Genomic DNA, 24,548 nt, shown 5'->3' with positions numbered 1-24,548 from the left:
TATGGGCGGCCCAACCCTTCGGGACAAGCGCCCTGAAATTAACGACACGTCGGCAATACAGTGTTCTAGCCCTCTTGCGCAGAGTGACTGCGCGGCCCGGGCTACGCCTCGTCTTGCCGCCCATAGTCAATTTCAGGGAGCGCTTGGCGCGGGCTCGCATGAAACGGCAACAGGCCCTAGTCACGCGCTATCAACACGGACCGTTTAGCGGCCGAGTTGACGCTCACGGATCTCGTCGAGGCTCTTGCAATCGACACACAGCGTGGCGGTCGGGCGTGCTTCCAGCCGACGGATACCGATTTCCAGACCGCAGGTATCGCAGAAGCCATAGTCGTCCCGGTCTACCCGGCCAATGGCCTGGTCGATCTTGCGGATCAGTTTTCGCTCGCGATCGCGTGTGCGTAGCTCGAGGCTGAACTCCGACTCCTGGCTGGCACGGTCCGTCGGGTCGGGGAAATTGGCTGCCTCGTCCTTCATGTGATGCATGGTGCGATCGACTTCTTCCATCAGCTCACGCTTCCACTGCGCGAGCAGTCCGCGGAAGTGGTTGCGCTGTGCCTCATTCATATACTCCTCGTCCTCGGCTGGGACATAAGGCGTAAACTCTTGAGGCGCATCGAGTTTCTGGGATTTTTCAGTGGTCGACATGGTGTTCTCGCATCTGGAGCAGCGCGTAGCTTTAGCAAAAAATATGCCGGTTGCGCAATATTTGGGTTGAGCGCAACCGAGTGTCGGGCTCAACGTTCACGGTTTGGCGTTGGGCCGAGCGAGGTATCGAGCGGGCCTATGGTATCCAGATAGAGCAGGGTGGCGCCGATAACCGCGGCCGGCATCACGACCAGATTTGCCAACGGGATGGCGGTCATCAGCGTCACCAGGCTGCCAAAGCCGAGATGGCGCATGCGATGGGTATCTAGATGTGCCAGCTTGGCTTCGAAAGCCCAGCCGCGATTGCCCATCGGGCCATCCATATACTCGAAGGCCAGCATGTATGCGCCAAAGATGAACCAGAGGGGCGCGATCGCCAGGTTGGCCACGGGAATGAACAGAAGAACCAGACTGACCAAGGCCAGCATCAGGGCGCGCCCCGCGTAATAGCGTAGCCGGCGCACCTCGCCGGCTACGCCGTCCCACATTTCACCTGCCAGGCTCATGCGCGTCTGCGGCGTGCGTCCAGTGATCAGCTGCTCCACCCTTGAGGACAGTATCCCGTTGAAAGGGCTGGCAATCAGGTTGGCCAGTAGCGTGAAGAAATAACAGAACGCCAGGGTCACCAGGGCCATGACGATCCACCAGAGTACATCGTCGAGCCAGGCCAGCCAGTCCGGCAGCCCGGAGAGCCAGGCGTTCAACCAGTCGTTCACCTGCCAGCCCAGCAGGCTTACCAGGCCCACGATGAGCACGATGTTCACCAGGACCGGAATCACGACATAACGTCGCAGGCCGGGCTGGGTGAGCATGGAAAAACCGCGAGCCAGGCAACGCGGCCCGGCAGAGAGCTCGGTAACGGGATTCATTCGGTGTTCGGCATCGCCTTCTTATTCTGCCGCCATTGTATCGATCACGGAGCGCTTTAGATGACCCTGCACACCACGACTCGACTCGCCGCCATCAGCGCGCTTTGTTTAACGGTACTCGTTGCCGGTTGCTCGGATGGTCAGAACAACGCCGAGACCGATGCCACCTCGGTCGACTCGGCCGAGCAACAGCTCGAACAGGCCAATCAGAACCTCGAACAGGCACAGCAAAACCTGGCCAGCGCGAAGTCCGAGGCCAAGGCCGAGCGCCAGGACGACAAGGCCGCAGCAGCCGAGTCGGCCAACAACGCCGGCAAGCAGGCGTCCACCTCGGATAGCCGCAAGCCCGCATCGCCGCCACCACAGACGTCGACGCCGAAAACATCGCCGGAGCCGGCCCAGCAGCGGGCCGAGGCCGACCCCAAACCGGCCGTATGCGACAACTGTGGCACCGTGAGCTCGATTACGCCGGTACGCCAGAACGTCGACAGCGGCTCGGGCGTCGGCGCCATCGCTGGCGGCGTGGCCGGTGGTGCGCTGGGCAGCCAGATCGGCGGCGGTACGGGCAAGACCATCGCGGCGATCGCCGGCACCCTGGGCGGTGCCTACGCGGGCAACTATGCCGAGAAGAAGATTCGCAAGACCACGGTCTATCAGGTCAACGTGGCGATGGACGCCGGCGGCTCGCGCCAGGTCACGCTGGATACCGCAAACGGGCTGAGCAGCGGCACGCGCGTACGCGTGGTCGGCGACAGCGTTGCCTTGCTGCAATAACGCCAGCCTCGCTTGCATAAAAAAGCCGGCTGCTTGCGGCCGGCTTCTTCATCCCATGACGAGGTGGTATCTAGACGTGATCTAGGGCAACACGACCGGCGTCGGTGGCTGCCAGCCCTCGGCGCGGCGTTCTGCGATCACCGACGTGTCGATACCGCCACGAACCCAGAACTCGGCGGTGAGACGCATGAACCGCGGTGCGGTCGCGGCCACCAGATCGGCCAGCATCTGGTTGGTGACGGCCTCATGAAACGCGCCGACATCGCGAAACGACCAGATATAGAGCTTGAGCGACTTCAGCTCGACGCATCGCTCGTTCGGCACGTAGGCCAGATGCAGCGTGGCGAAATCCGGCTGGCCGGTCTTCGGGCACAGGCAGGTGAACTCCGGAATGCGCATTCGAATCGTGTAGTCGCGCTCGGGCGACGGGTTGTCAAAGGTTTCGAGATCGCGATTGGGGGCAGTAGACATAATCGATGGCCGTGGCCAGACGGTTGAACAAAACAGAAACAGATCACGCCGGCATGTGCGTGGCCGCGGAGCCGGCGTCGACAGCGCATAGGTTACACTAGCCGATTGACCATCCGGCGCCCGGCGGGCGTTGGATGCAGGCCTTCGATCGCGACTTTCATCATGCGCTTGACGCACATCAAACTCGCCGGCTTCAAATCCTTTGTCGATCCGACGACGTTGAGCCTGGCCTCGAACCTGACCGGTGTGGTCGGGCCCAACGGCTGTGGCAAATCCAACGTGATCGATGCCGTGCGCTGGGTGACCGGTGAGTCCAATGCACGCCACCTGCGCGGCGAAGCGCTTGAGGACGTCATCTTCAACGGCTCGAACGCACGAAAGCCGGTCGGCCGGGCCTCGGTCGAGCTGCGTTTTGATAACAGCCAGGGCAAGCTCGGCGGCGAATGGGCCAGCTACGCCGAGATCAGCGTGCGTCGTGAGCTCACGCGCGACGGGGCCTCCAAGTACACGATCAACAATACCCGCGCACGCCGGCGCGATGTGGTCGATCTGTTTCTGGGCACCGGGCTGGGCGGGCGCAGCAATTATGCGGTCATCGAACAAGGCGCGGTGAATCGCTTGATCGAGGCCCGGCCCGAGGATATGCGCCAGGTGCTGGAAGAAGCGGCCGGCATTTCAAAATACAAGGCGCGTCGTCGCGAAACCGAAAGCCGGATTCGCCACACCCGCGAGAACCTCGACCGGCTCAACGATCTGATCGGTGAGATCACCGAGCGCCTGACGACACTGAAACGCCAGGCCGACAGCGCCGAAAAATACAAGACGCTCAAGGCCCGCGAACGCCAGCTCAGGACCGAACTGCTGGCACTTAAGTGGCAGGATGAAGCGCGAGCGGTCGACGCGGCCCAGTCGCATCTCGGCCAGGTCGAGCATGAGCTGCGCGCGGCGACCACGACGCGCCGTGACGCGCTCGCGGCCCGTGAGCAGGCCGGGCACGACCAGCACGCCGCCGGTGAGGCTGTCCAGGCCAGCCAGGCGGTCTACTACGATGCCCAGGCCAGCGTGGGGCGCATCGAGCAGGCCCTGGCACACGCCAAGACGCTGGCCGAGCGCCTCGACAAGGAGCGCCAGTCGCTTGTCGACCGGCTGGATCGTGCCGCGCGCAGCCGCGACGCCGATGAAACCCAGCTTGGCACACTCGATCGCGAGATCGCCCGCGATCAGGATCATCTGAAACAGGCCGGCCACGAGCACGAAACGGCCCGTCACGACCGGCAGGCCGCAGAACAGGCTGCTGATGAGGCCGAACGCATCTGGGACGAGCTGTCACAGCAGACGACCAACCCGATCCAGCAGCTCGAAGCCGAGCGCACGCGGGCCCGCTACGCCGAGGCCGAGCTCGAGAAACTGACGATGCGCCGTGACAAGCGCATACAGGAACATCGAGACCTGGACACCGAGGCTGACGCTGATCTCGACGCTCAGCGGGAAGCGCTTCGCGCCCTCAAGGACACCCAGGCCAGTGAAACAGACGAGCACGAGGTCGCGCAGGCGCAGGAGCGTCGTCATATCGCAGCGGCAGCCGAAGCCGAACAGACGCTGGCCGATGCGCGACGCGAGATTGCCGCAGCCGAGGCCGAGCGGGCGGCCGCACGCCGCATGCAACAGGCCCTGCTGCGCGAAGACGATACCGCCCTGCAGGCCTGGTTTGACGCGCAGGGGCTGGGGGCACCGGCCGGCCTGGCACGGCGGATCCGCTTCGAGTCCGGCTATGAAAGCCTGGCCAAGGCCGCACTCGGTGACTGGCTGGCCGCGTTTGAAATCGCCACGCCCGCGGACGGTGCACACGCCACGGCATGGCCGGGCGAGCGTTTGACGCTGGCCGCCGGCACGGCCGAGCCAGCGGGTGACGACATCGTGGCCCCGGCCGACGGCCTGGTGCCGCTGGCGCACGGTATCGCCGGCCCGGCGGTCGTCATGCGAGCCGCGGCCGATATCTTTGTTGCCGGTGATATCGATACGGCGCGCGCGGCGCTGCCGCAGCTGGCCGCCCATCAGCGAATCGTGACCGAAGCCGGGGTATTGCTTGGGCCGGGGTGGCTGGCCACGCCGCCGCCGGGCGACGATACGGATGCGCCCAGCGCCTATGCGCGAGAGCAGCGGATCGCGGCGCTCGACACCGTGATCGCCGACGCCGGCAGGCAGCGGGATGAAACCGGCGAGAGTGCCGAGCGCGAGCGTGAACAGGCCGGTGACGCCACGCGGGCGCGCCAGACTTTGGAGCAGCGGCTGGGCGCACGTCGGCGCAAGATCGAAACCGCCGAGGCCGAGCTCGAGGGCGACACCCTGCGCGCGGCCGAGACCCGGCGCCGCGTCGCCGAGCTCGAGACCGAAATCGCCGAGCTGGACGACCAGTTGGCCACGCTGAAAACCACGCGGGACCAGACCCAGACCCAGATCGACAACTTGCGCGAGGCAGCCGAGCGCTTCGAGGCCGAGCGCAGCCAGGCCCGGGCAACGCTGGCCGAGACGCGACGCGTGCGCGACAGGGCCCGGCATACGGCGGGCGAGAAACGCCGTCGTATCGAGCAGCTCGAAGCCCGGCGCGCGCAGCACGCAACCCAGCGCGAGGCAGTGGCCACACGAATTGCCGACAGCCGCGACACCGTCGCTGCACTAAACGACGAAATTGCGGCCTTCGACGCTGCCACGCCGGCAGCGGCCAGCGAAAGCTATACGGCCCAGGACCTCACGGCCGCCAAGACCGAGCGCGAAGAGGCCGAAACAGCCCTGCGTCAGGCACGCGAGACCGCCAAGGCACAAGAACGAAGGCTTGAAGCGGCGCGCGATGACGAGATGCGCGCCGAACAGGCACTGGAGGCCGTGCGCGAGCGTCAGAACGACGCCCGTCTGGCGCTCGAGGCCGCGACCACGCGACGCAGCGGCGTGGTGGAGCAGCTGCGCGAGATCGGCGCGGCCCCGGCGCCGATCATTGACCAGCTGCCGGGCGCGGCCGTACCTGGGCAGTGGCAGGCGGCCATCGAGACGGTGGAAAAACAGATCGCGCGCCTCGGCGCCATCAACCTGGCGGCTATCGATGAATATCAAGAGGCCGGTGAGCGCGAGCGCTATCTGGCTGCCCAGCACGAGGATCTGGTCGAGGCGCTGGAAACACTGGAGGCCGCCATCGCGCGCATCGATCGCGAAACCCGCCAGCGCTTCAAGCACACCTACGAACAGATCAACGACCGTTTTTCAGCGATGTTCCCCGAGCTTTTCGGCGGCGGGGAGGCCGCACTCACGCTCACCGAGCAGGACTGGCTGACCACCGGCGTACGGGTGATGGCCCGCCCACCCGGCAAGCGAAACGCCTCGATCCAGATGCTCTCAGGGGGCGAGAAGACACTGACGGCGGTCGCGTTGTTGTTCGCGCTGTTCGAGCTCAACCCGGCGCCGTTTTGTATGCTCGATGAAATCGATGCGCCGCTGGACGACGCCAACGTGGCACGATTCTGTGATCTGGTGCGCACCATGTCGGACAAGGTGCAGTTCATCGTCATCACGCATAATAAGCTGACCATGGAGCTGACCGAGCAGTTACACGGTGTGACCATGGCCGAGCCGGGCGTGTCCCGGCTGGTCAGCGTGGATATCGATACCGCGCTTGGCATGGCCGGGTAACGTTGAAACGCGCGGTCGGCGGGTCGGCCCAATACATTTTTCGAACGAGCGTATGTCTATCGTGCAGTGGCTGCTTCTGATTCTGGTCGTTGCCGTCGTGGTCGGCGTGTATGTCTATATGCGTCGCCAGGCGGCAACCGATCCCTGGCGTAATATGGACGAGCCCGAGGAGTCGCTGGCCGACAGCACCGCCATGAACGGCGACTCGTATGTGGTTGGCGTGCGTACGGTCAATCACGAAACCCCGGCAGATCGGAAAGCCGCCGCGGCCGCGCGTGCCGATCGCGACGACGAAGCGGGCCAGGCACCGCCGCCGGCTGATCGCACACGGGCGCCGCGCAGCCCCACGGCCGTACGCCGCCGGCCCGCGCCGCCCGAGCCCGAACCCGAGCCGTTGCCCAAGCGCCAGCCGCGCCAGACGAATGCCACTTCGGGCAAAAGTTCCGGTGCGCGTTCCAGCGAGCTGGATACCCCGCGTGGCCTGAAATCGGAGCCGGACGAGACACCGGCACCTGCCTCTCAAGAGCCGGCAACCGGCGCCGGGCTGGAAACCCCGAGTGCCCACGCCACGCCGGTGGCGCGCCACGATATGGTGGCCCCTCAGCCCGGCTCGGATTCGCAGGTCTTTGTGCTGCACGTGGCGGCACCGGAGGGCCAGGCCTATGAGGGCACGCGCCTGATCGAAACGCTGGAGGCACTGGATCTGAAGTTCGGTCTCAACGATCTCTATCACCGCGTGACGGAACAGCACGGCGTGACGGAATCGGTGTTCGCCGTGGCCAGCATGGTCAAGCCGGGCACGTTGCATCCGGCAGAGGCCGAGTCGCTGGTCACGCCGGGCCTGTCGTTCTTCCTGCTGGTGCCGGGGCCGATGGAAGGCCGCGCGGCCATGCACGACATGATGGAGACCGCGCACAAGCTGACGACATCACTGGGCGGCACGGTGCTCGACGACAAACGCGCGCTGCTCAAGGCTCAGACCGCCCAGTTCGTGCTGGATCAGATCGCCGAGATCGATCGCAAGGCACGGCTTGCCAAACGGCGCGGCTGATATGGCCGAAACGTCTGTAGCGCGGGCCGGCCGGCTCGCCGCGCGTCTGACCGAGCTTTCGCGTGCCTACTACGCCGAAGACGCGCCCGAGGTCAGTGACGCCGAGTACGACCGGCTCTTTCGCGAGCTGGAAGCCCTTGAGGCCGATGAGCCGTCGCTGATCACGCCGGATTCACCCACCCAGCGCGTGGGCGCGCCGCCGGCGGAAAGCTTCGACTCGGTTGACCACGCCACGCCGATGCTTTCGCTGGCCAACTGTTTCGACGACGAAGAGCTGGCCGAATTCGATCGCCGGGCGCGCGAGGGCGTGGGGACCGAGGCGCTGGCTTATTGCGCCGAGCCCAAGTTCGACGGCACGGCTTTGAATCTGCGCTACGAAGCCGGCGTACTGGTCCGTGCGACCACGCGCGGCGACGGCACGACCGGCGAAGACATCACCACCAACGCCCGCACGATCCGTAATCTGCCGCTGCGCCTTGCCGGCGACACGCCGCCGGCGGTCATCGAGATCCGCGGCGAGGTTGTGCTGGCGCGCAGCCGCTTTGATGCCTTGAACGCACGGCTGGAGGCCGCGGGCCAGAAGGCGTTCGTCAACCCGCGCAACGCCGCCTCGGGCAGCCTGCGTCAGCTGGACTCCCGCATCACCGCCGAGCGGCCGTTGGCGTTCATGGGCTACGGCATCGGCCATGTGGACGGCACGGACGTGCCGGCCGGGCTCTATGATCAACTGATGCAGCTGCAGACGTGGGGGATTTCGATCAGCCCGTACGTCGAGCGGGTCGAGGGCCTGGCCGGATGCCGGGCTTACTACGAGGCGATGGCCGAACGCCGGGCCGATCTGGATATCGAAATCGACGGCGTGGTGTTCAAGGCTGACGCGGCGAGCGCTCGCGCGGAGCTGGGTTTCGTGGCCCGCGCGCCGCGCTGGGCCATCGCCCGCAAGTTTCCGGCCGAGGAAACCACGACCACGCTCAACGCGGTCGAGTTCCAGGTCGGGCGCACCGGCGCGTTGACGCCCGTGGCCAAGCTCGATCCGGTATTCGTGGGCGGCGTGACCGTGTCCAACGCCACGTTGCACAACATGGATGAAATCGCGCGCAAGGACGTGCGCGTGGGCGACCGCGTGATCGTGCGCCGTGCCGGCGATGTCATCCCCGAGGTGAAGGCCGTGGCCGAGCGCGGCGTCGATACCACGCCGATCGCGCTGCCCGAGGCCTGTCCGGTCTGTGGCTCGGCGGTCGAGCGCGTGGCCGGCGAGGCCGTGGCGCGCTGTACCGGCGGCCTGGTCTGTCCCGCACAGCGCCGCGAGGCGTTGAAGCATTTTGCCTCGCGTAACGCGCTGGATATCGAGGGCCTGGGCGATCGCCAGATTGAGGCCTTCGTGGCCGAGGGCCTGCTTGAAACACCGGCCGATATATTTCGTCTGCATGCCCATCGCGACGCACTCGTGGCTCGTGAGGGCTACGGCGAAAAATCGGTAGCCAATCTTCTGGCCTCGATCGAGGCTGCCAAGGCAACCACCCTGGCGCGCTTCATATTTGCGCTGGGCATTCGTGAAGTTGGCCAGACGATGGCGCGTGACCTGGCACTTCATTTCGCCACGCTCGACGGCCTGCGCGAGGAGGCCAAGGCGTATCTGGCGCGGGCGGCCGAGGCCGAGGCGTCGGCAACGACCAAGGCCGACTACGAACGACAGATGACCGCCGAGGGGCTGCAGACCGTGGCCGGCGTCGGCCAACGGGTGGCTCGCTCTATCGCCGATTTCTTTGCCGAGCAGCGTAACCGCGACGTGATCGATGATCTGCTGGCCGAGGGCGTTCACTGGCCGACCGTGAACGTGTCGTCCACGCCGCAGCCGTTGGCCGGCCAGACCGTGGTGCTCACGGGGACGATGACAACACTCACGCGGGAGGTGGCCGGTGCGCGTCTTGAAGCGCTCGGCGCTCGTGTGACCTCCAGCGTGTCGAAAAAGACCGATTATGTTGTCGCCGGAGACAAGGCCGGCAGCAAGAAAGACAAGGCCGAGAAACTGGGCGTGGCGCTGTTGGACGAGCAGGGCCTGATCGATCTACTCACACAACACGAAGTGGGTGCCTCATGAAACATCGCGCGATCGCACTGATTGGCATGGGGTTGCTCGCCGGCGTGGCCAGTCCGGCGCTGGCCGCCGGCGCTGACAATTGCCACGCGGCACTCTCGCAGCTGTCACAAACGGCCGAACGGTTGGCAGATAGCAATGCCGCTTTTGATAGACGGGCTCGGGACATCCTGGCCCGGGCGAACGGCGCGGTGAACAACGCCTGTGCCCAGGCCGGTGATACGGCGACCGACAGGCCAGCCGCACCATCAGCCGATCGGGCGCAGCCTGAGGCTCCCGTGCCGGCGGCCGATGCCGCCTCGGAAGAAACATCGCGCGAAAAGCGCTCTCGACATCGCGCCCGCTCGCCCAAGGCCGGGTAGCGGCTTGCCGCCCATCGGCGCACGGCTTAGTCTTGGCGCTCTAAAATTATCAGGCAGGGGCATGAAGCGGTGGCGCGAAACTGGCTCGAGGTAACGACAACAGAAGTGCACGCCAAGCTGGGCGCAAGCGAGCGGCTGGCCGAGCGGCGCGATGTCATGGCCGATCGCGCCTGGGCGCTGATCGAGCAGACCGTGGCCCCGACTTTTCAGGCTGCAGCCGAGCGTATCGGCGAACGCGAGTTTCGTATGGCCGGCGATACCGAGTGGGGCGTGGCCAGCTGCGGCATCTACGGTATCGGTGCAGTCGAGCAGGACCCGCGGGTCGCGTTTCACGAGGCCGAGTTCGATGCCTATCAGCCGCTCGTGATCCTGCGTCGCAAGGCCGAGGGCGCCGGGGCCCCGGTCGAGTCCCGTACGGTGCACGTCGATAACCTCGACGGCGAGACGCTGGACGCTTTTCTCGCTGAAACGCCCAGCGCGGCCTGAGCCTCGGCCTACTCGGCTGGCGCCAGCGCGCGGATCGACAGCGCGTGTACATCGGTTTGCATGAGATCGCCCATCGCCTCGTAGACCAGGCGATGACGCTTGATCGGCGAGACGCCCTCGAAGACAGCGCTGCGGATCGTAACGTGGAAATGCCCCAGGCCGGTCTTGGCGCCGGCATGGCCGGCATGCAAATGGCTTTCATCGCGGATCGCGATGTCGTCGGTGTTCAGATGCGCCTGCAGGGCCGCACGGATCCGGGGGATACGGTCGCTCATATCGGGCTCGTGGTCGTTTGGTCGGTAGTGGCCTAAAAGACCTTCTTGTACGGGTAAACGTTACTTTCCATGTAAACCCCTTCGCCCTGGTAAGGATCGACCTGGGCCCACTGGCGGGCGGCGTCCAGGCTTTCGAACTGGGCCACGATCAGGCTGCCCTGAAACCCCTCGACGATCTGGCCGTATTCATCGGTCTTGGGCATGGGCCCGGCGGTGAGCAGACGGTTCTCCTCGGCCAGCGCCTTGATACGGGCCCGGTGCTCGTCCTGGGCTCGCTTGCGGCCGTCGGCACTATCGGCCACGTCGAAACTCACGATTGCGAAATAATCCATCGGTCGGCTCCTGTCGGACATGTGCGTGAATACGTGGCCCAGTGTGCCCGATCGCGCCCGTAGCCGGCTATCACGCGGTATAATCGGGCCATGGCAGAACTTCTACACGTCCACGCCGAAACGCCGCAGCCGCGGCGGATCACCCGCGCCGCCGATGCGCTGAAAGCCGGCTCGGTGGTGGCTTATCCCACCGACTCGTCGTATGGCCTGGCCTGTGCCATGGGCAACAAGAACGCGATGGAGCGGATTCGCTGGATCCGCGATCTGGACAAGCATCATTTCTTCACCCTGGTGTGTCGTGATCTGTCCGAGATCGCCAACTACGCGAAGGTCGAGAACACCGCGTTCCGATTGCTCAAGGCAGCGACGCCCGGGGCTTATACGTTTGTGCTCCCCGCCTCGAAACAGGTGCCGAACTGGCTGGCACACCCCAAACGCAAGACGATCGGTATCCGCGTGCCGGCCCATCCCGTGGCGCGTGCCCTGGTGGAGGCGCTGGGCGAGCCGTTTCTTACCGTAACGGCCATGACCGCCGATGATCAGAATCTGTCGGAGGCCCTGGATGTGCGCGAGGCCTTTGACCGGCATATTGATCTGGTACTCGACGGCGGGCCGACGGGCATCGAGCCCACGACCGTCGTGGACTTGACCACCGAGCCGCCCGAGATTCTGCGCCAGGGCAAGGGCAGGCCCGAGGAGATCGGCCTGGGCTGAACTTTGGGCTGAACCTCGGCCTGAGTCCGCGCGGCCGGTGCTTTATACTGCCGCCGCCCGAACGCTTGCCAGTCACAGGAGTCATCGCGTGTCAGAGCCTACTTCCCGCCCGGTCGTGCTGTCCGGTATCCAGCCGTCCGGCGAGCTGACGCTCGGTAACTATATCGGTGCCTTGAAGCACTGGGTGAATCTGCAGGCCAGCCGCGACTGCCTGTTTGCGCTGGTCGACATGCATGCCATCACGGTGCGTCAGGATCCGGCGGCCCTGCGCGCGCGCTGCCACGAATTTCTGTGCCTGTATCTGGCCGCCGGCGTGGACCCGGACAACGCCACGTTGTTCGTGCAGTCGCACGTGCCCCAACACGCCCAGCTGGCCTGGCTTTTGAACTGTCATACCTCGATGGGTGAGCTCAATCGCATGACCCAGTTCAAGGACAAATCGGCCAAGAACGTGGATAACGTCAACGCCGGGCTGTTCGATTATCCGGTGCTCATGGCCGCGGATATCCTGCTGTACCAGGCCGACGAAGTGCCGGTGGGCAACGACCAGAAACAGCATCTGGAGCTGGCCCGCAATCTGGCCGAGCGCTTCAATCATCGGGCGGGGCAAGATGTGTTCACCGTGCCCGAGCCGTTCATCCCGGAAGTGGGCGCGCGGGTGATGAGCCTGGGGGATCCGTTGGCCAAGATGAGCAAGTCCGATGACGTCGAAGCCAACGTCATCAAGCTGCTGGACCCGCCGAAGAAAGTGGTCAAGAAACTCAAGCGGGCCGTGACCGATTCCGACGGCGAGGTGCGTTTCGATCTGGAGGCTAAGCCGGGCGTGTCCAATCTGTTGTCGATCTTCTCCGCGGTCACCGACCGGCCGATCGCCGATTTGGAAGCGGATTACGCCGGCGCGGGCTATGGCGCGCTGAAGGGCGATCTGGCCGATGCCGTCGTGGCATTCCTGGAGCCGCTACAGGCGCGCTACGCCGAGTTCGCCGAGGATCGTGCCGGCCTGGATGCGATTCTGGCCCGGGGTGCGGCCGCCGCCCGCGAGCGGGCCCAGCCCACGCTCGATGCGGCCTATGGCGCGACCGGGTTTCTGGCGCAGGGCTGAGCGCCGGGTGGTTGACGCTCCAGCCGAAGTCGATTCCACGGATGCCCCGATCCGCGTGGCCGGGGCGCCGTATGAGACGTTGCCCGAGGATCTGTATATCCCGCCGGACGCGCTGCGGGTGTTTCTCGAAGCCTTCGAGGGCCCGCTGGATCTGCTGCTCTATCTGATCCGGCGCCAGAACCTGGATATTCTGGATATTCCGGTGTTCCGAATCACCCAGCAGTATCTGGCCTATATCGAGCTCATGGAAGAAATGGCCATCGAGCTGGCCGGTGAGTATCTGCTGATGGCGGCGATGCTGGCCGAGATCAAATCGCGCATGCTCTTGCCGCGCACCGTCGAACAAGACCCGGAGGACGAGGGCGACCCGCGGGCCGAGCTGGTGCGGCGCCTGGCCGAATACGAACAGTTCAAGGCGGCGGCCCAGACGCTCGACGAGCTGCCCCGGCAGGGCCGAGATACGGCGAGCCTGGCCGTGGCACTGCCGGCGCTGGATGTCGAACGCCCGCGTCCGGTCGCCGATATCGGCGCGCTTCTCGGTGCGCTGCATGACGTGCTTGCCCGCGCCGAGCTCAACACCGAGCACGTCATCGAGCGCGAGACGCTGACCGTGCGCGAGCACATGACACGAATGCTCGAGCGTCTCGGCAGCCGCGGCGAGACCCGCTTCAGCGAGCTGGTCACGACAAGCGAAGGACGCCTCGGCGTGGTCGTATCGTTTCTGGCGATCCTGGAACTGGCGCGCGAAGCATTGATCACGCTCGAGCAGGAGCGTGCCTATGCGCCGCTGACACTGCGCCTGGCGGGGTCGCGATGAACGAGATCGCTTGGAATGAAGGCCGGCTTGTTCAATCGCTCGAGGCGTTGCTTCAGGCCGCCGACGCCCCGTTGCCGGTCTCGCGCCTCGTCTGGCTTCTGGCCCCCGATCACGCGGCGGATGCGGCTCGGGTCGAGGACGCCCTGGCCGTGCTGGCCGCGCGCTACGTCGATTCGGCGGCCGAGGTGGTCGAGGTGGCCAGCGGTTGGCGTTTGCAGGTCAGGGCCACACACAGCGCGCTTATCGCTCGTCTCTGGGAGGCGCGCCCACCCAAGCTCTCGCGCGCAGTGCTGGAAACGTTGGCCATCATCGTCTATCGCCAACCGCTGGCGCGCTCGGATATCGAGGCGATCCGTGGGGTGTCGGTATCCACCCAGATCATGAAGACACTGGACGACTACGAGTGGATCAAGGTGGTCGGCCATCGCGACGTGCCCGGCCGGCCGGCGCTGTATGCCACCACGCCGCGGTTTCTGGATGACTTCGGTATCGCGCGCCTGGCTGATCTGCCGCGCCTGCCCGAAATCAAGGACCCCGAGGCGCTCGAGGCCGCTATGGCACGGCTTTCCGGGCCCGAGGGCACTGACGGCCAAGGCTAGCACTTGGAATCGTCGGCGCGCGTCGCCAGAATAACCGCGATAAACTTATCACCGGCCAATGACAAGATGGCCGATCGACAAGGAAGAACATGGCCGCCCTGAACACCGAAACCGTGACCGAGGTAACCCATTGGAACGAAGCGCTGTTTTCGTTCAAGACCACGCGCGATCCCTCGTTGCGCTTCGAGAACGGGCAGTTCGTGATGATCGGCCTGTCCAAGGACAACGGCAAGCCGCTGCTGCGGGCCTACAGCATCGTATCGGCCAACTATGAGGAGCACCTTGAATTCTTCTCGATCAAGGTGCCGGACGGCCCGCTGACCTCGCGTCTGCAGCATTTGAAGACCGGCGACGAAGTATTTGTCTCGACCAAACCCACGGGTACGCTGCTGATTTCGGACCTGCATCCGGGACGCAATCTGTATCTGTTGTCGACCGGCACCGGACTGGCGCCGTTTCTTTCGATCGTTCGTGACCCGGAAACCTACGAGCGTTTCGATAACGTGATCGTGGTCCACGGCGTGCGCCATATCAACGATCTGGCCTACGACGGTCTCCTGGAGACCGAGCTGCCGGGTGATGAGCTGCTGGGCGAGATGATCAGCGGCCATCTGTATTATTATCCGGTCGTCTCGCGCGAGCCTTTCAAATACGAAGGCCGCCTGACCACGCGCCTGGCGTCCGGGCAGATGACCGCCGATCTCGGCCTGCCGGATCTGGATCCCCGGCACGACCGCGCCATGATCTGCGGCAGCCCGGCCATGCTCGACGACACTGCCCAACTGCTCGACGAGCGTGGTTTCACCGTCTCACCGCATATCGGCGCGCCGGGTGAATACGTCATCGAACGGGCGTTCGTCGAGAAATAACGACGCGTTCGAACCGTTTGTCCGCGAATGAACGCTAACGAGCGCGAATAAAAAAAAGACAATCCACAGATTGCGCAGATTGATTGAGAGGCTGCCCGCTCGCGAGTTGTCGAACTCGAACGATCTTTACGAGGATCGATCAATTATCTGTGAAAGAAGCGACTTAAAAAGAAAGGCTGTCCGCGAATGCACGCAAATAAGCGCGAATAAAAAGACAAGATAATTCGCAGATTGAGCGGATCACGCAGACGGTTTGGAGACTGCCCGCCTCGAGTATCCGAACTCGACCGATCAGCTCAAGGATCGATTAACCCGTCTTTTAATCTGCGGATAACCATTTGTATTATTTTCGTTCATTTGCGGACGTACAGAACGAAAGAAGCCGAAAAACCGGATGAGCCCGGTGCCATCGTCATCAATCCATTAATCCTGTCTTTCATCTGCGCTAATCGGCGTTCATCTGCGGATAACCGCCTGTATTCGTTTATTCATTCGCGCTTATTTGCGTGCATTTGCGGACATCTAGAAAGAACGAAGCCGACGAGCCAGCCGCGACCGGCGCTCATTGGCGGATTGTCTTTGCCCGTCCGTCGTCACAAGCTTTCATTCGCGCATTCCGTTAGCGACTGATCCAAACAGAGGTTCTCTTGGCCGATCGTATTCAAAAAACACTGGCCCATGCGGGTTTTGGCTCGCGGCGCGAGATCGAGGCCGCCATTGCCGCCGGGCGGGTGCGAGTCAACGACAAGACAGCCGAGCTGGGGGCGTCTCTGTCCGCCGGTGATCGGGTGTCGATCGACGGGCGGTTTGTGAACTGGGAAAAACGCATCGACGTGCCGTGCCGGGTGCTGGCTTATAAAAAACACGTCGATCAGGTCGTCACCCGGTCTGATCCGGAAGGCCGGGCGACGGTCTTCCGCAAGCTGCCCAAGCTGGAAGGCGGGCGCTGGCTGGCCGTCGGCCGGCTGGACGTGAATACGTCAGGCCTGCTTTTGATGACCACCGACGGCGAGCTCAAGCGCCGGCTCGAACACCCGAGCTACGAGTTGCCCCGCACCTATGCCGTGCGTATCCACGGTCGCGTGGATCAGGCGATGATCGATCGCCTGGTCGACGGTGTCGAGCTTGAGGATGGCATGGCGCATTTTGAATCGGTTCGCGTGGCCGACGACGAAAACAAGGCCAACCGCTGGTTCGAGGTCGTCGTGCGCCAGGGGCGCAATCGCGTGGTGCGCCGGCTCTGGGCCAGTCAAGGTGTGACGGTCTCGCGCTTGATGCGTACCGGCTTCGGCCCGGTGCCCTTGCCGGGCGGGGTGAAGGCAGGCAGCTACTACGAGCTGTCGCGCAAGGAGGTGAAAGCACTGGCCGCCGTGGTCGATCTCAAGCGATGAACGCATGAGCGCGGCACAAACGCCGGCGGCCGCCATCACCACGCACGGCCTGACGGAATTCTACGCCCGCCTGGCTGAATATTACGGGCCACAGTGCTGGTGGCCGAACCTGGATGACAACAACCCGCGTTTCGAGATACTCGTGGGTGCGGTGCTGACGCAGCACACCGCCTGGGCCAACGTGGAGCGGGCGATCGGCACGCTGCTCGGCGCCGGTCCGTTGACCGCGGAAACGCTTCTGGCCCACGAAGATCTGGCCGAGCTGATCCGGCGAGCGGGGCCGCATCGCGTCAAGGCCGAACGGCTGAAGGGCCTGTGCCGGTGGTTCATCAATGCCGGCGGCTTTGGCGGCATCGAGGCCATGTCGACCGCTAAACTGTGTAGTGATTTACGCGCGATTCGTGGCATCGGGCCGGAAACAGCCGACGTCATCGCGCTATATGCCGCCGACCGGCCGCGCTTCATCGCCGATGCCTATGCGTTTCGTATTTTCGAGCGCCTGGGCTGGTGGCAGGGCAACACCCGGCGTTATGAAACCCTGCGAGAGCAGGTCGAAGCCGCCGCGCCCGAACATTGGCGCGCGGCTGAGTACGACGAGATACACGCTCTGGTCGTGCGCCACGCGATCGCGCTGTGTCATAAACGACACCCCGACTGTGCGAATTGCCCGCTAGCCGAGCGCTGCGCACAAATCGGGGTAACGGACACCTAGTATCGCCCCGCGCGACGGGGTTGTTATGGCTTGTGCCATAAGCTCGTGATCGCCTCGCGCAATTCGCTGACCGAAGCGACATGCCGATCGGCCGGCCAGGCAAGGGCATTTTCGCCGGCCGGGATGTAGCCATAGCCGGCCGTGATGGTCGCCGTGCCGGCCGCGCGCCCGGCGGCGATATCGCGATCCGAGTCGCCGACATATATACAGTGCGCCGGCGCTAGCCCCATGCGCTCACAGGCTAGATAAATCGGGGCCGGATTGGGCTTGGACACGCCGGCCGTATCGCCGCCGATCACGCAGCCCGCGGCCGGGTCGAACGCCAGATGATCCATTAACGGCACGGCCATGTATTCGGGCTTGTTGGTCACGATGCCCCAGGGAATACCATCCGCGGCGAGCTGGCTGACGAGCTCGCGTATGCCGTCGTACGGGTGCGAAGCCCGCGTCATGCGCCTTTCATAGGTCGTCATGAATTCCTTGATGAGGGCGTCGTAGCCATCGTCACCCGGCGCACGCTCGAAGGCCTTGCCGATCATGCCGCGCCCGCCGTAGGAGCAGAACGGGGCCAGCTCGGCCTCGGGTAGCGCCGGCAGACCGCGCGCCTGGCGCATGTCGTTGGCGGCGCCTGCGAGATCGGGCGCGGTGTGCACCACGGTGCCGTCCAGATCGAACAGGACAGCGCGTTGTATGGACGGCGCCATGTCAGGCGTCCGGCTTGGTGGCGTGAATGAAGTAGTTCACATCCGGCCGGTGGCCGAGCGTGGCCTTGCGTAGCAGCGGGTTATAGAACATGCCCGTCAGATCAGCGACGTGTAGGCCGGCGTTTCGACACCAGCCGGACAGCTCGGCCGGCTTGATGAGCTTGGCGTACTCGTGGGTGCCCCGCGGCAGCAGACCCAGAACATATTCGCCGCCGCCGATGGCTACGGCCCAGGACAATGGATTACGGTTGATCGTCGAGAAGAAAAGATCACCGCCGGGGGCGGTAAGGCGTGCGCAGTCGTCGACCGTATGGGCCGGCTCGTCGACGTGTTCGAGCATTTCATAGGCCACAACGATATCGAAGGCGCCGGCCATGTCGGCGGCCAGATCGCGCGAGGCAACCACGCGATAATCGATATCCAACCCCGATTGCTCGGCGTGGCGCTTGGCGGCCTCGATGGTGTCGCCTGCCAGATCGATCCCCGTGACGTGCGCGCCGCGCTGGGCCATAGCCTCGGCCAACAGGCCGGCGCCGCAGCCGATATCCAGCACGTTCAACCCCTTCAGACCGGCCTTGCGCTCGATGTAATCCGTACGCAAGGGGTTGATGTCATGCAACGGCTTCATCTCGCCTTCGGGATCCCACCAGTCGGCGGCCATGGCATCGAATTTGTTGAGTTCGCTTTGTTGATTGCTGGGCATGGGGTGCCTTGTCGGAAAAACGATCGTATGGTGCCTACTATGCGCGAAGTCAGCCGCTTGGAGGCGCGTCCGGGACAGATATCGTCCGCGAATGAACGCTAATGAGCGCAAATAACGGGAAGAAAATTCGCCGATTCACGCCGATTAATGCAAATGAAAACGATAAGCGTTGAAACAGAAAGCTCAATCTTAAAGCGTGCGACTGTCTAAAAAGCGGCGACAATGCGTGCCACACGCGCCCAGAAACCCGTCTGCGCTTCATCTGTGTCTATGTGCGGACAAACGCCTGTACTTCGGGGTTAGTTCTTTTGAACTGTCCGTAAATGAACGCGAATGAATACAGGCGGTCATCCGCAGGTTACGCAGATTAAAAAGACGAATTAATTGATGCTCTGGCTGATCGCTTTAGTTCGGTGACTCAGAGGTGGACGGCCTCACAACCAATCTGCGTCATCTGCGAAGTTTGCGGATTGTCTTTTCTTTTTATTCGCGTTCATTTGCGGACCGATTTTCACGCATAGCGGACAAGACGATCGGCCCACGCATCGGCGCGTGTGAGCAGCTCGGCTTCGTCGAGTGTGGTGAGGCCTCTGTCGCGCATCAAGGCTTTACCGGCCACCCAGGTATCGGTGACCTGTTCGCGGCTGGTGTTGTAGACGAGTGCCGCGATGGGATCGAACAGGGGGCGGGTTTCAAGAGCCGACAGATCGACGGCGGCGAGATCGGCCTGTTTGCCGGCGGTGATGCTGCCGGTGGTCTCGGCCAGGCCCAGCGCCCGGGCGCCGTTGATGGTGGCCATGGCCAGTGCGGTGTCGGCCGAGACGGCGGCCGCATCGTCGGCGGCGATCTTGCCGATGAAGGCTGCGGTACGCATTTCGCCGATCATGTCGAGATCGTTGTTTGAAGCCACGCTGTCGGTGCCGAGTGCCACGTTGATGCCGGCATCGAGCAGGCCCTGTACCGAGCACAGGCCGCTGGCCAGTTTTAGGTTGGATTCGGGCGAGTGCAGCACCTGCACGCCGGTGGCTGCACAGCGGGCGATCTCGTGGCTGGTGAGCTGGGTCATGTGCACGGCCAGCAGGTTGTCGTTGAGCAAACCCAGCTCGTCCAGACGTGCCAACGGGCGCTTGCCGTATTTGTCCTGGCTGTCGCTGACTTCACCGGCGGTTTCGTGGATATGCATATGGACGCGCACGTCCAGCTCGTCGGCATAGGTACGGATCTTGGTCAGTGGCTCGTCGGACACGGTGTAAGGCGCGTGCGGGGCAAACGCCGTATGAATCCGCGGGTGACGCTTGAGTGCGTCGTGCAGGGCCAGTCCCTTGTCGAAGTATTCGTCCGGACCGCTGGCCCAGGCGGTGGGAAAATCGATGACGATCATGCCCAGCATCGCCCGCAGGCCGGCTTCATCCACACGCTCGGCAACCACGTCCGGGAAGAAGTACATGTCATTGAATGTGGTGGTGCCGGAACGGATCATCTCGGCCATGGCCAGATCGGTGCCGTCGGCGACGTAGTCACGCGTCATCTCCGCGGCTTCGATCGGCCAGATGTTTTCGGTCAGCCAGGGCATCAACGGCTTGTCGTTGGCGATGCCGCGCATGAGATTCATCGCGGCGTGGGTATGGGTATTGATCAGCCCGGGGATGAGCAGATGATCCGGCCGGTCGATGACCTCGGACGCGGCGAACCCGGCCGTGATCTCCGCACTTGTGCCCAAGGCCTGGATACGGCCGTCGGCAATGGCCACGGCGTGGTGCTCAAGCAGGCGAGCCGCGCCGCGCTCCATTGGGGCGATCCAGCGGGCATGAATAATTGTGTCGACGTTTGTCATGGCGGGTCCGGCACAGGGCATGGCGAGCTGTGCATCGAGTCAATTGATGCCGGCATCTTACGAAAAGCGCGCGGCTTGCGTGTGGGTGTGATGCCAACGCTGTGCAGGGCAAGGTTTTACCCGTGGCCTGTGGTAATATGCCGGGCTTAGCGCAAGCGCTCTCTCGGGCCCGTGTTGGCGCGTTGTCGCGTCCCAGGCGCGGCATGTCATGGATGAGCCCGAGGCGGCCATGCGCCCGACCCAAGACGATCTGATCTATGGCCGACGTCGCAAAAGAGATTCTCTCGATCAACCTCGAAGACGAGATGCGCCAGTCGTATCTCGACTACGCCATGAGCGTGATCGTGGGCCGTGCGCTTCCCGATGTGCGTGATGGTTTGAAACCCGTGCATCGGCGTGTGCTCTATGCCATGGCCGAGCTGTCCAACGACTGGAACAAGCCGTACAAGAAATCGGCCCGCGTGGTCGGTGATGTGATCGGTAAGTATCACCCGCACGGGGATTCGGCGGTCTACGACACGATCGTGCGCATGGCCCAGGATTTTTCCATGCGCTATGTCCTGGTTGACGGCCAGGGCAACTTCGGCTCGGTCGATGGCGATGCGCCCGCAGCGATGCGCTATACCGAAGTGCGCATGGACAAGCTCGCCCACGAGCTATTGGCGGATATCGGCAAGGACACGGTCGATTTCATTCCGAACTATGACGAATCGGAATCCGAGCCGGCCGTACTACCCACGCGTCTGCCCAACCTGCTGGTCAACGGCGGCACGGGCATCGCGGTCGGCATGGCCACCAATATCCCGCCGCACAACATCCGCGAGATCATCGGCGCCTGTCTGGCCGTCATCGATAACGAAGACGTCACCATTGACGAGCTGATGACCCATCTGCCGGGCCCGGATTTTCCGACCGCCGGCGTGATCAATGGCGCCGGCGGTATCCGCGAGGCCTACGAAACCGGCCGCGGGCGGATCCATATCCGGGCACGCGCGCATTTCGAGGATGTCGATGCGCGCGGCAAACAGTCCATCGTGGTCACCGAGCTGCCGTATCAGGTCAACAAGGCCCGGCTGCTGGAAAAGATCGCCGAGCTGGTGAAGGAAAAACGCATCGAGGGCATCACCGAGCTGCGTGACGAGTCCGACAAGGACGGCATGCGCATGGTGATCGAGCTGCGCCGCGGGGAAACGCCCGAGGTGGTGCTCAACAATCTGTATCGTCACTCACAGATGCAGACCGTGTTCGGCATCAACATGGTGGCCCTCGACGACGGCCAGCCACGCACGCTGAGCCTCAAGCAGATGCTCACGGCCTTCATCCGGCATCGGCGCGAGGTCGTTACACGGCGTACGCAGTATGACTTGGCCAAGGCACGGGCGCGGGCCCATGTTCTGGAAGGCCTGGCCGTGGCGCTGGCCAATATCGACGAGGTCATCGCCCTGATTCGTGCTGCCGGTAGCCCGGCCGAGGCCAAGGACGGGCTGATGGGCCGCGTGTGGGCGCCGGGGCAGGTGACCACCATGCTCGGGCGCGCCGGTGCCGAGGCCTCGCGCCCGGCCGAGTTGTCGCGTGATTACGGCATGCTCGACGAAAACCGTTATCGCCTGACCGATACGCAGGCCCAGGCCATCCTGGATCTGCGCCTGCACCGGCTGACCGGGCTGGAACAGGACAAGATTCTCGAGGAGTTCGAGAAACTCCTGGTCGATATCGCCGATTACATGGAGATCCTGTCGTCGATGGCGCGTCTGTTCGAGGTCATCCGTGACGAGCTGGTGGCTATTCGCGACGAATACGGCGACGAGCGCAAGACCGAGATTCTGGATAATCATCTCGATCTGACAACGGCGGATCTGATCTCGCCCGAAGACGTGGTCGTCACGCTCACCCATGAAGGCTATGTGAAGTCCCAGCCGCTGGATGCCTATCGCGCCCAGCGTCGCGGCGGGCGCGGCAAGTCGGCCACGTCGACCAAGGACGCGGACTTCATCGAGAAGCTATGGGTCACCCATACCCACGACACGCTGCTGTGCTTCTCCTCGCTGGGCAAGGCGTACTGGCTCAAGGTCTACGAACTGCCGAGCGCCGGGCGCGGTGCGCGCGGCAAGCCGATCGTGAATCTGTTGCCGTTGGAGGCCGACGAGCGCATCAGCCAGGTGTTGCCCATCAAGGATTTCGCTACCGGCGAGAACGTCTTTTTCGCGACCCGCTCGGGCACGGTGAAAAAGACCGCGCTCGAACAATTCTCGCGCCCGCGCACCAACGGCATCATCGCCATCGATCTCAGAGACGACGATGCGCTGGTGGGCGTGGATCTCACGGCCGGCGATGATCACATCATGCTGTTTGGCAGCAACGGCAAGGTCATCCGTTTTGCCGAGAACGACGTGCGCGAGATGGGCCGAAATGCGGCCGGCGTGCGTGGTATTCGTTTCGGTGACGATGACACCGGCCGCGTCATCGGGCTCATCGTGGTGCGCGACGGCGATATCCTGACCGTCACCGAACATGGCTACGGCAAACGCACCCCCACCGACGACTACCCCTTGCGGGGTCGTGGCGGTCAGGGCGTGCTTGCACTCAAGCAGTCGGACAAGACCGGTGCCGTGATCGGGGCCACCCAGGTGTTGGCCGACGACGAGATCATGTTGATCTCCAACATGGGGACGCTGATCCGTACGGCCGTGGCCGAGGTGTCGACACTGGGGCGTAACACACAGGGTGTACGCATCATCCGTCTGGCAGGCGAGCAACACCTGGTGGGCGTGGATCGTATCGCCGTCGAGGATTCGGACGATGATCAGGTCTCGTCCGAGGCCGGCGATACGGATGCCGCCGCTGATACGGCGCCGGATGCCGGTGCTACCGACGAATCGAACGACGACACGCCGACCAGCGACGACTGATTACGGCGCGTCACAGGCTTTGAGTTCCACGAGGAGTGGTTTGCATGTCACGTGTTTATAACTTCAGTGCCGGCCCGGCCACGTTGCCGGTCGACGTACTCGAGCAGGCCAAGGCCGAGATGCTGGATTGGCAGGGCACCGGCATGTCGGTCATGGAAATGAGCCATCGCGGCAAGGCGTTCGTCTCGATCGCCGAAGACGCGACTGCGCGCCTGCGCCGTCTGCTGAACGTGCCCGACAATTATTCGGTGCTGTTCTTGCAGGGCGGGGCGGCCGGCCAATTCGCCGGTGTGCCGCTGAATCTTATGGGCAGCAATCCCAAGGCCGATTACATCGTGACCGGCAACTGGGGCAAGAAGGCGATCAAGGAAGCCGCCAAGTACGGCCAGCCGAACAAGGCTGCCTCGTCGGAAGACACAACCTTCACCACGATCCCCGGTCGCAATAGCTGGCAGCTGACCGACGATGCCGCGTTCGTCCACTACACGCCCAACGAGACCATCCAGGGCGTGGAGTTTCAGGACACACCGGACGTGGGTGGCGTGCCGCTGGTGGCGGATATGTCCTCGAACTTCCTGTCGCGCCCGGTCGACGTCTCGAAATACGGCGTGATCTATGCCGGCGCGCAGAAGAACGCCGGGCCGGCCGGCATCACGATGGTGATCGTGCGCAACGATCTGATGGGCAAGCCACAGTCGGGCTGCCCGATGATCCTGGACTATCAGCAGCAGGCCGATGCCGATTCGATGCTCAATACGCCGGCCTGCTATGCCTGGTATATGTGCGGCCTGACCTTCGCCTGGCTGGAAAACCAGGGTGGGCTCGACGCTATCGAGGCCATCAACAAGCGCAAGGCGGCCAAGCTCTATGACTTCATCGACGCCTCGGATTTCTATTCCAATCCGGTCGAGACATCCGTGCGCTCGCGCATGAACGTGCCGTTCCTGCTGGCCGACGACAACTTGAACGCCGATTTCTTGGCACAGGCCGAGGCCGCGGATCTGACCACGCTCAAGGGCCATCGATCGGTTGGCGGCATGCGTGCCTCGATCTACAACGCCATGCCGGAATCCGGTGTCGATGCGCTGATCGATTTCATGCAGACGTTCGAAAAGAAAAACGGCTGAACAAATCGGGCGGCCGGGCG

23 protein-coding genes are annotated in these 24,548 nt (G+C 63.8%); 15 read left to right on the top strand and 8 right to left on the bottom strand.

Features of this window, described 5'->3' with window-relative positions:
- Positions 1–204 precede the first annotated feature (204 nt).
- Together dksA and cysZ are read right to left on the bottom strand one after the other, a co-directional pair.
- Positions 205–648, bottom strand: coding sequence for an RNA polymerase-binding protein DksA (gene dksA, locus SAJA_RS07590; protein ID WP_123658072.1), 444 nt, complete (start codon positions 646–648; stop codon positions 205–207).
- An 89-nt stretch (positions 649–737) separates the two neighbouring features.
- Positions 738–1,517, bottom strand: a complete 780-nt coding sequence (gene cysZ, locus SAJA_RS07585; protein ID WP_123658071.1) for a sulfate transporter CysZ — start codon at positions 1,515–1,517, stop codon at positions 738–740.
- Positions 1,518–1,577: 60 nt separating this feature from the next.
- Between cysZ and SAJA_RS07580 the strand changes: the two genes are divergently transcribed.
- Positions 1,578–2,291, top strand: coding sequence for a glycine zipper 2TM domain-containing protein (locus SAJA_RS07580; protein ID WP_123658070.1), 714 nt, complete (start codon positions 1,578–1,580; stop codon positions 2,289–2,291).
- An 81-nt stretch (positions 2,292–2,372) separates the two neighbouring features.
- On the opposite strand, the gene queF is transcribed toward SAJA_RS07580, so the two are convergent.
- Positions 2,373–2,762: a preQ(1) synthase gene (gene queF / locus SAJA_RS07575; protein WP_123658069.1), complete on the bottom strand. Its 390-nt coding sequence runs from the start codon at positions 2,760–2,762 to the stop codon at positions 2,373–2,375.
- 162 nt (positions 2,763–2,924) lie between these two features.
- Here queF and smc point away from each other — a divergent pair, with 162 nt between their 5' ends.
- From smc to SAJA_RS07550, 5 genes are all read left to right on the top strand, one after another.
- Positions 2,925–6,443, top strand: a complete 3,519-nt coding sequence (gene smc / locus SAJA_RS07570) for a chromosome segregation protein SMC (RefSeq protein ID WP_123658068.1) — start codon at positions 2,925–2,927, stop codon at positions 6,441–6,443.
- 52 nt (positions 6,444–6,495) lie between these two features.
- Positions 6,496–7,494 (top strand): cell division protein ZipA, encoded by a 999-nt coding sequence (gene zipA, locus SAJA_RS07565; protein ID WP_123658067.1) that lies wholly within the window; start codon positions 6,496–6,498, stop codon positions 7,492–7,494.
- A 1-nt stretch (position 7,495) separates the two neighbouring features.
- Positions 7,496–9,595 (top strand): NAD-dependent DNA ligase LigA, encoded by a 2,100-nt coding sequence (ligA, locus tag SAJA_RS07560; RefSeq protein WP_123658066.1) that lies wholly within the window; start codon positions 7,496–7,498, stop codon positions 9,593–9,595.
- On the top strand, positions 9,592–9,954 hold the full coding sequence (locus tag SAJA_RS07555) for a hypothetical protein (protein WP_123658065.1): 363 nt from the start codon (positions 9,592–9,594) through the stop codon (positions 9,952–9,954). The genes ligA and SAJA_RS07555 overlap by 4 nt, the downstream gene beginning before the upstream one ends.
- A gap of 69 nt (positions 9,955–10,023) precedes the next feature.
- Positions 10,024–10,440, top strand: coding sequence for a hypothetical protein (locus SAJA_RS07550; RefSeq protein WP_123658064.1), 417 nt, complete (start codon positions 10,024–10,026; stop codon positions 10,438–10,440).
- 8 nt (positions 10,441–10,448) lie between these two features.
- Here SAJA_RS07550 and SAJA_RS07545 read toward each other — a convergent pair whose 3' ends face one another.
- Both SAJA_RS07545 and SAJA_RS07540 read right to left on the bottom strand, forming a co-directional pair.
- Positions 10,449–10,715 carry a BolA family protein gene (locus tag SAJA_RS07545; RefSeq protein WP_123658063.1) on the bottom strand — a complete coding sequence of 89 codons (267 nt, stop codon included), beginning with the start codon at positions 10,713–10,715 and terminating at the stop codon, positions 10,449–10,451.
- Positions 10,716–10,747: 32 nt separating this feature from the next.
- Positions 10,748–11,047 (bottom strand): YciI family protein, encoded by a 300-nt coding sequence (locus tag SAJA_RS07540; RefSeq protein ID WP_123658062.1) that lies wholly within the window; start codon positions 11,045–11,047, stop codon positions 10,748–10,750.
- Between the two features lie 90 nt (positions 11,048–11,137).
- Here SAJA_RS07540 and SAJA_RS07535 point away from each other — a divergent pair, with 90 nt between their 5' ends.
- The 7 genes from SAJA_RS07535 to SAJA_RS07505 all read left to right on the top strand — a co-directional run bounded on the left by SAJA_RS07535 (position 11,138) and on the right by SAJA_RS07505 (position 17,251).
- Positions 11,138–11,761: an L-threonylcarbamoyladenylate synthase gene (locus SAJA_RS07535; protein WP_123658061.1), complete on the top strand. Its 624-nt coding sequence runs from the start codon at positions 11,138–11,140 to the stop codon at positions 11,759–11,761.
- A gap of 88 nt (positions 11,762–11,849) precedes the next feature.
- Positions 11,850–12,863, top strand: coding sequence for a tryptophan--tRNA ligase (gene trpS, locus SAJA_RS07530; protein WP_123658060.1), 1,014 nt, complete (start codon positions 11,850–11,852; stop codon positions 12,861–12,863).
- Between the two features lie 7 nt (positions 12,864–12,870).
- Positions 12,871–13,680 (top strand): segregation and condensation protein A, encoded by an 810-nt coding sequence (locus SAJA_RS07525; RefSeq protein ID WP_245963255.1) that lies wholly within the window; start codon positions 12,871–12,873, stop codon positions 13,678–13,680.
- Positions 13,677–14,279 (top strand): SMC-Scp complex subunit ScpB, encoded by a 603-nt coding sequence (gene scpB / locus SAJA_RS07520; RefSeq protein WP_123658058.1) that lies wholly within the window; start codon positions 13,677–13,679, stop codon positions 14,277–14,279. The genes SAJA_RS07525 and scpB overlap by 4 nt, the downstream gene beginning before the upstream one ends.
- Positions 14,280–14,368: 89 nt before the next feature.
- Positions 14,369–15,148, top strand: a complete 780-nt coding sequence (locus SAJA_RS07515; protein ID WP_123658057.1) for a ferredoxin--NADP reductase — start codon at positions 14,369–14,371, stop codon at positions 15,146–15,148.
- A gap of 647 nt (positions 15,149–15,795) precedes the next feature.
- The gene (locus tag SAJA_RS07510; RefSeq protein WP_123658056.1) at positions 15,796–16,539 is read left to right on the top strand and encodes a pseudouridine synthase; all 744 of its coding nucleotides are present in this window, start codon (positions 15,796–15,798) and stop codon (positions 16,537–16,539) included.
- 4 nt (positions 16,540–16,543) lie between these two features.
- Positions 16,544–17,251 carry an endonuclease III domain-containing protein gene (locus tag SAJA_RS07505; RefSeq protein WP_123658055.1) on the top strand — a complete coding sequence of 236 codons (708 nt, stop codon included), beginning with the start codon at positions 16,544–16,546 and terminating at the stop codon, positions 17,249–17,251.
- Positions 17,252–17,274: 23 nt separating this feature from the next.
- On the opposite strand, the gene SAJA_RS07500 is transcribed toward SAJA_RS07505, so the two are convergent.
- From SAJA_RS07500 to SAJA_RS07490, 3 genes are all read right to left on the bottom strand, one after another.
- Positions 17,275–17,955: an HAD family hydrolase gene (locus SAJA_RS07500; protein WP_123658054.1), complete on the bottom strand. Its 681-nt coding sequence runs from the start codon at positions 17,953–17,955 to the stop codon at positions 17,275–17,277.
- Between the two features lies 1 nt (position 17,956).
- Positions 17,957–18,658: a bifunctional 2-polyprenyl-6-hydroxyphenol methylase/3-demethylubiquinol 3-O-methyltransferase UbiG gene (gene ubiG / locus SAJA_RS07495; protein ID WP_123658053.1), complete on the bottom strand. Its 702-nt coding sequence runs from the start codon at positions 18,656–18,658 to the stop codon at positions 17,957–17,959.
- A 511-nt stretch (positions 18,659–19,169) separates the two neighbouring features.
- The gene (locus SAJA_RS07490) at positions 19,170–20,492 is read right to left on the bottom strand and encodes a TRZ/ATZ family hydrolase (protein WP_123658052.1); all 1,323 of its coding nucleotides are present in this window, start codon (positions 20,490–20,492) and stop codon (positions 19,170–19,172) included.
- Between the two features lie 257 nt (positions 20,493–20,749).
- Here SAJA_RS07490 and gyrA point away from each other — a divergent pair, with 257 nt between their 5' ends.
- Positions 20,750–23,401, top strand: coding sequence for a DNA gyrase subunit A (gene gyrA / locus SAJA_RS07485; RefSeq protein ID WP_123658051.1), 2,652 nt, complete (start codon positions 20,750–20,752; stop codon positions 23,399–23,401).
- Positions 23,402–23,445: 44 nt separating this feature from the next.
- Positions 23,446–24,528 (top strand): 3-phosphoserine/phosphohydroxythreonine transaminase, encoded by a 1,083-nt coding sequence (gene serC / locus SAJA_RS07480; RefSeq protein WP_123658050.1) that lies wholly within the window; start codon positions 23,446–23,448, stop codon positions 24,526–24,528.
- Positions 24,529–24,548: the final 20 nt, after the last annotated feature.

The sequence above is a fragment of the Salinisphaera japonica YTM-1 genome (assembly GCF_003788585.1).
GTDB lineage: Bacteria > Pseudomonadota > Gammaproteobacteria > Nevskiales > Salinisphaeraceae > Salinisphaera > Salinisphaera japonica.
This window is presented reverse-complemented; position numbering and strand designations above follow the sequence as displayed.

What these genes read in the sequence shown, in the direction of transcription:
- dksA (WP_123658072.1), bottom strand. Translation starts at nt 648, where the DNA reads ATGTCGACCACTGAAAAATCCCAGAAACTCGATGCGCCTCAAGAGTTT.
- cysZ (WP_123658071.1), bottom strand. Translation starts at nt 1,517, where the DNA reads ATGAATCCCGTTACCGAGCTCTCTGCCGGGCCGCGTTGCCTGGCTCGC.
- SAJA_RS07580 (WP_123658070.1), top strand. Translation starts at nt 1,578, where the DNA reads ATGACCCTGCACACCACGACTCGACTCGCCGCCATCAGCGCGCTTTGT.
- queF (WP_123658069.1), bottom strand. Translation starts at nt 2,762, where the DNA reads ATGTCTACTGCCCCCAATCGCGATCTCGAAACCTTTGACAACCCGTCG.
- smc (WP_123658068.1), top strand. Translation starts at nt 2,925, where the DNA reads ATGCGCTTGACGCACATCAAACTCGCCGGCTTCAAATCCTTTGTCGAT.
- zipA (WP_123658067.1), top strand. Translation starts at nt 6,496, where the DNA reads ATGTCTATCGTGCAGTGGCTGCTTCTGATTCTGGTCGTTGCCGTCGTG.
- ligA (WP_123658066.1), top strand. Translation starts at nt 7,496, where the DNA reads ATGGCCGAAACGTCTGTAGCGCGGGCCGGCCGGCTCGCCGCGCGTCTG.
- SAJA_RS07555 (WP_123658065.1), top strand. Translation starts at nt 9,592, where the DNA reads ATGAAACATCGCGCGATCGCACTGATTGGCATGGGGTTGCTCGCCGGC.
- SAJA_RS07545 (WP_123658063.1), bottom strand. Translation starts at nt 10,715, where the DNA reads ATGAGCGACCGTATCCCCCGGATCCGTGCGGCCCTGCAGGCGCATCTG.
- SAJA_RS07540 (WP_123658062.1), bottom strand. Translation starts at nt 11,047, where the DNA reads ATGGATTATTTCGCAATCGTGAGTTTCGACGTGGCCGATAGTGCCGAC.
- SAJA_RS07535 (WP_123658061.1), top strand. Translation starts at nt 11,138, where the DNA reads ATGGCAGAACTTCTACACGTCCACGCCGAAACGCCGCAGCCGCGGCGG.
- scpB (WP_123658058.1), top strand. Translation starts at nt 13,677, where the DNA reads ATGAACGAGATCGCTTGGAATGAAGGCCGGCTTGTTCAATCGCTCGAG.
- SAJA_RS07515 (WP_123658057.1), top strand. Translation starts at nt 14,369, where the DNA reads ATGGCCGCCCTGAACACCGAAACCGTGACCGAGGTAACCCATTGGAAC.
- SAJA_RS07505 (WP_123658055.1), top strand. Translation starts at nt 16,544, where the DNA reads ATGAGCGCGGCACAAACGCCGGCGGCCGCCATCACCACGCACGGCCTG.
- SAJA_RS07500 (WP_123658054.1), bottom strand. Translation starts at nt 17,955, where the DNA reads ATGGCGCCGTCCATACAACGCGCTGTCCTGTTCGATCTGGACGGCACC.
- ubiG (WP_123658053.1), bottom strand. Translation starts at nt 18,658, where the DNA reads ATGCCCAGCAATCAACAAAGCGAACTCAACAAATTCGATGCCATGGCC.
- SAJA_RS07490 (WP_123658052.1), bottom strand. Translation starts at nt 20,492, where the DNA reads ATGACAAACGTCGACACAATTATTCATGCCCGCTGGATCGCCCCAATG.
- gyrA (WP_123658051.1), top strand. Translation starts at nt 20,750, where the DNA reads ATGGCCGACGTCGCAAAAGAGATTCTCTCGATCAACCTCGAAGACGAG.
- serC (WP_123658050.1), top strand. Translation starts at nt 23,446, where the DNA reads ATGTCACGTGTTTATAACTTCAGTGCCGGCCCGGCCACGTTGCCGGTC.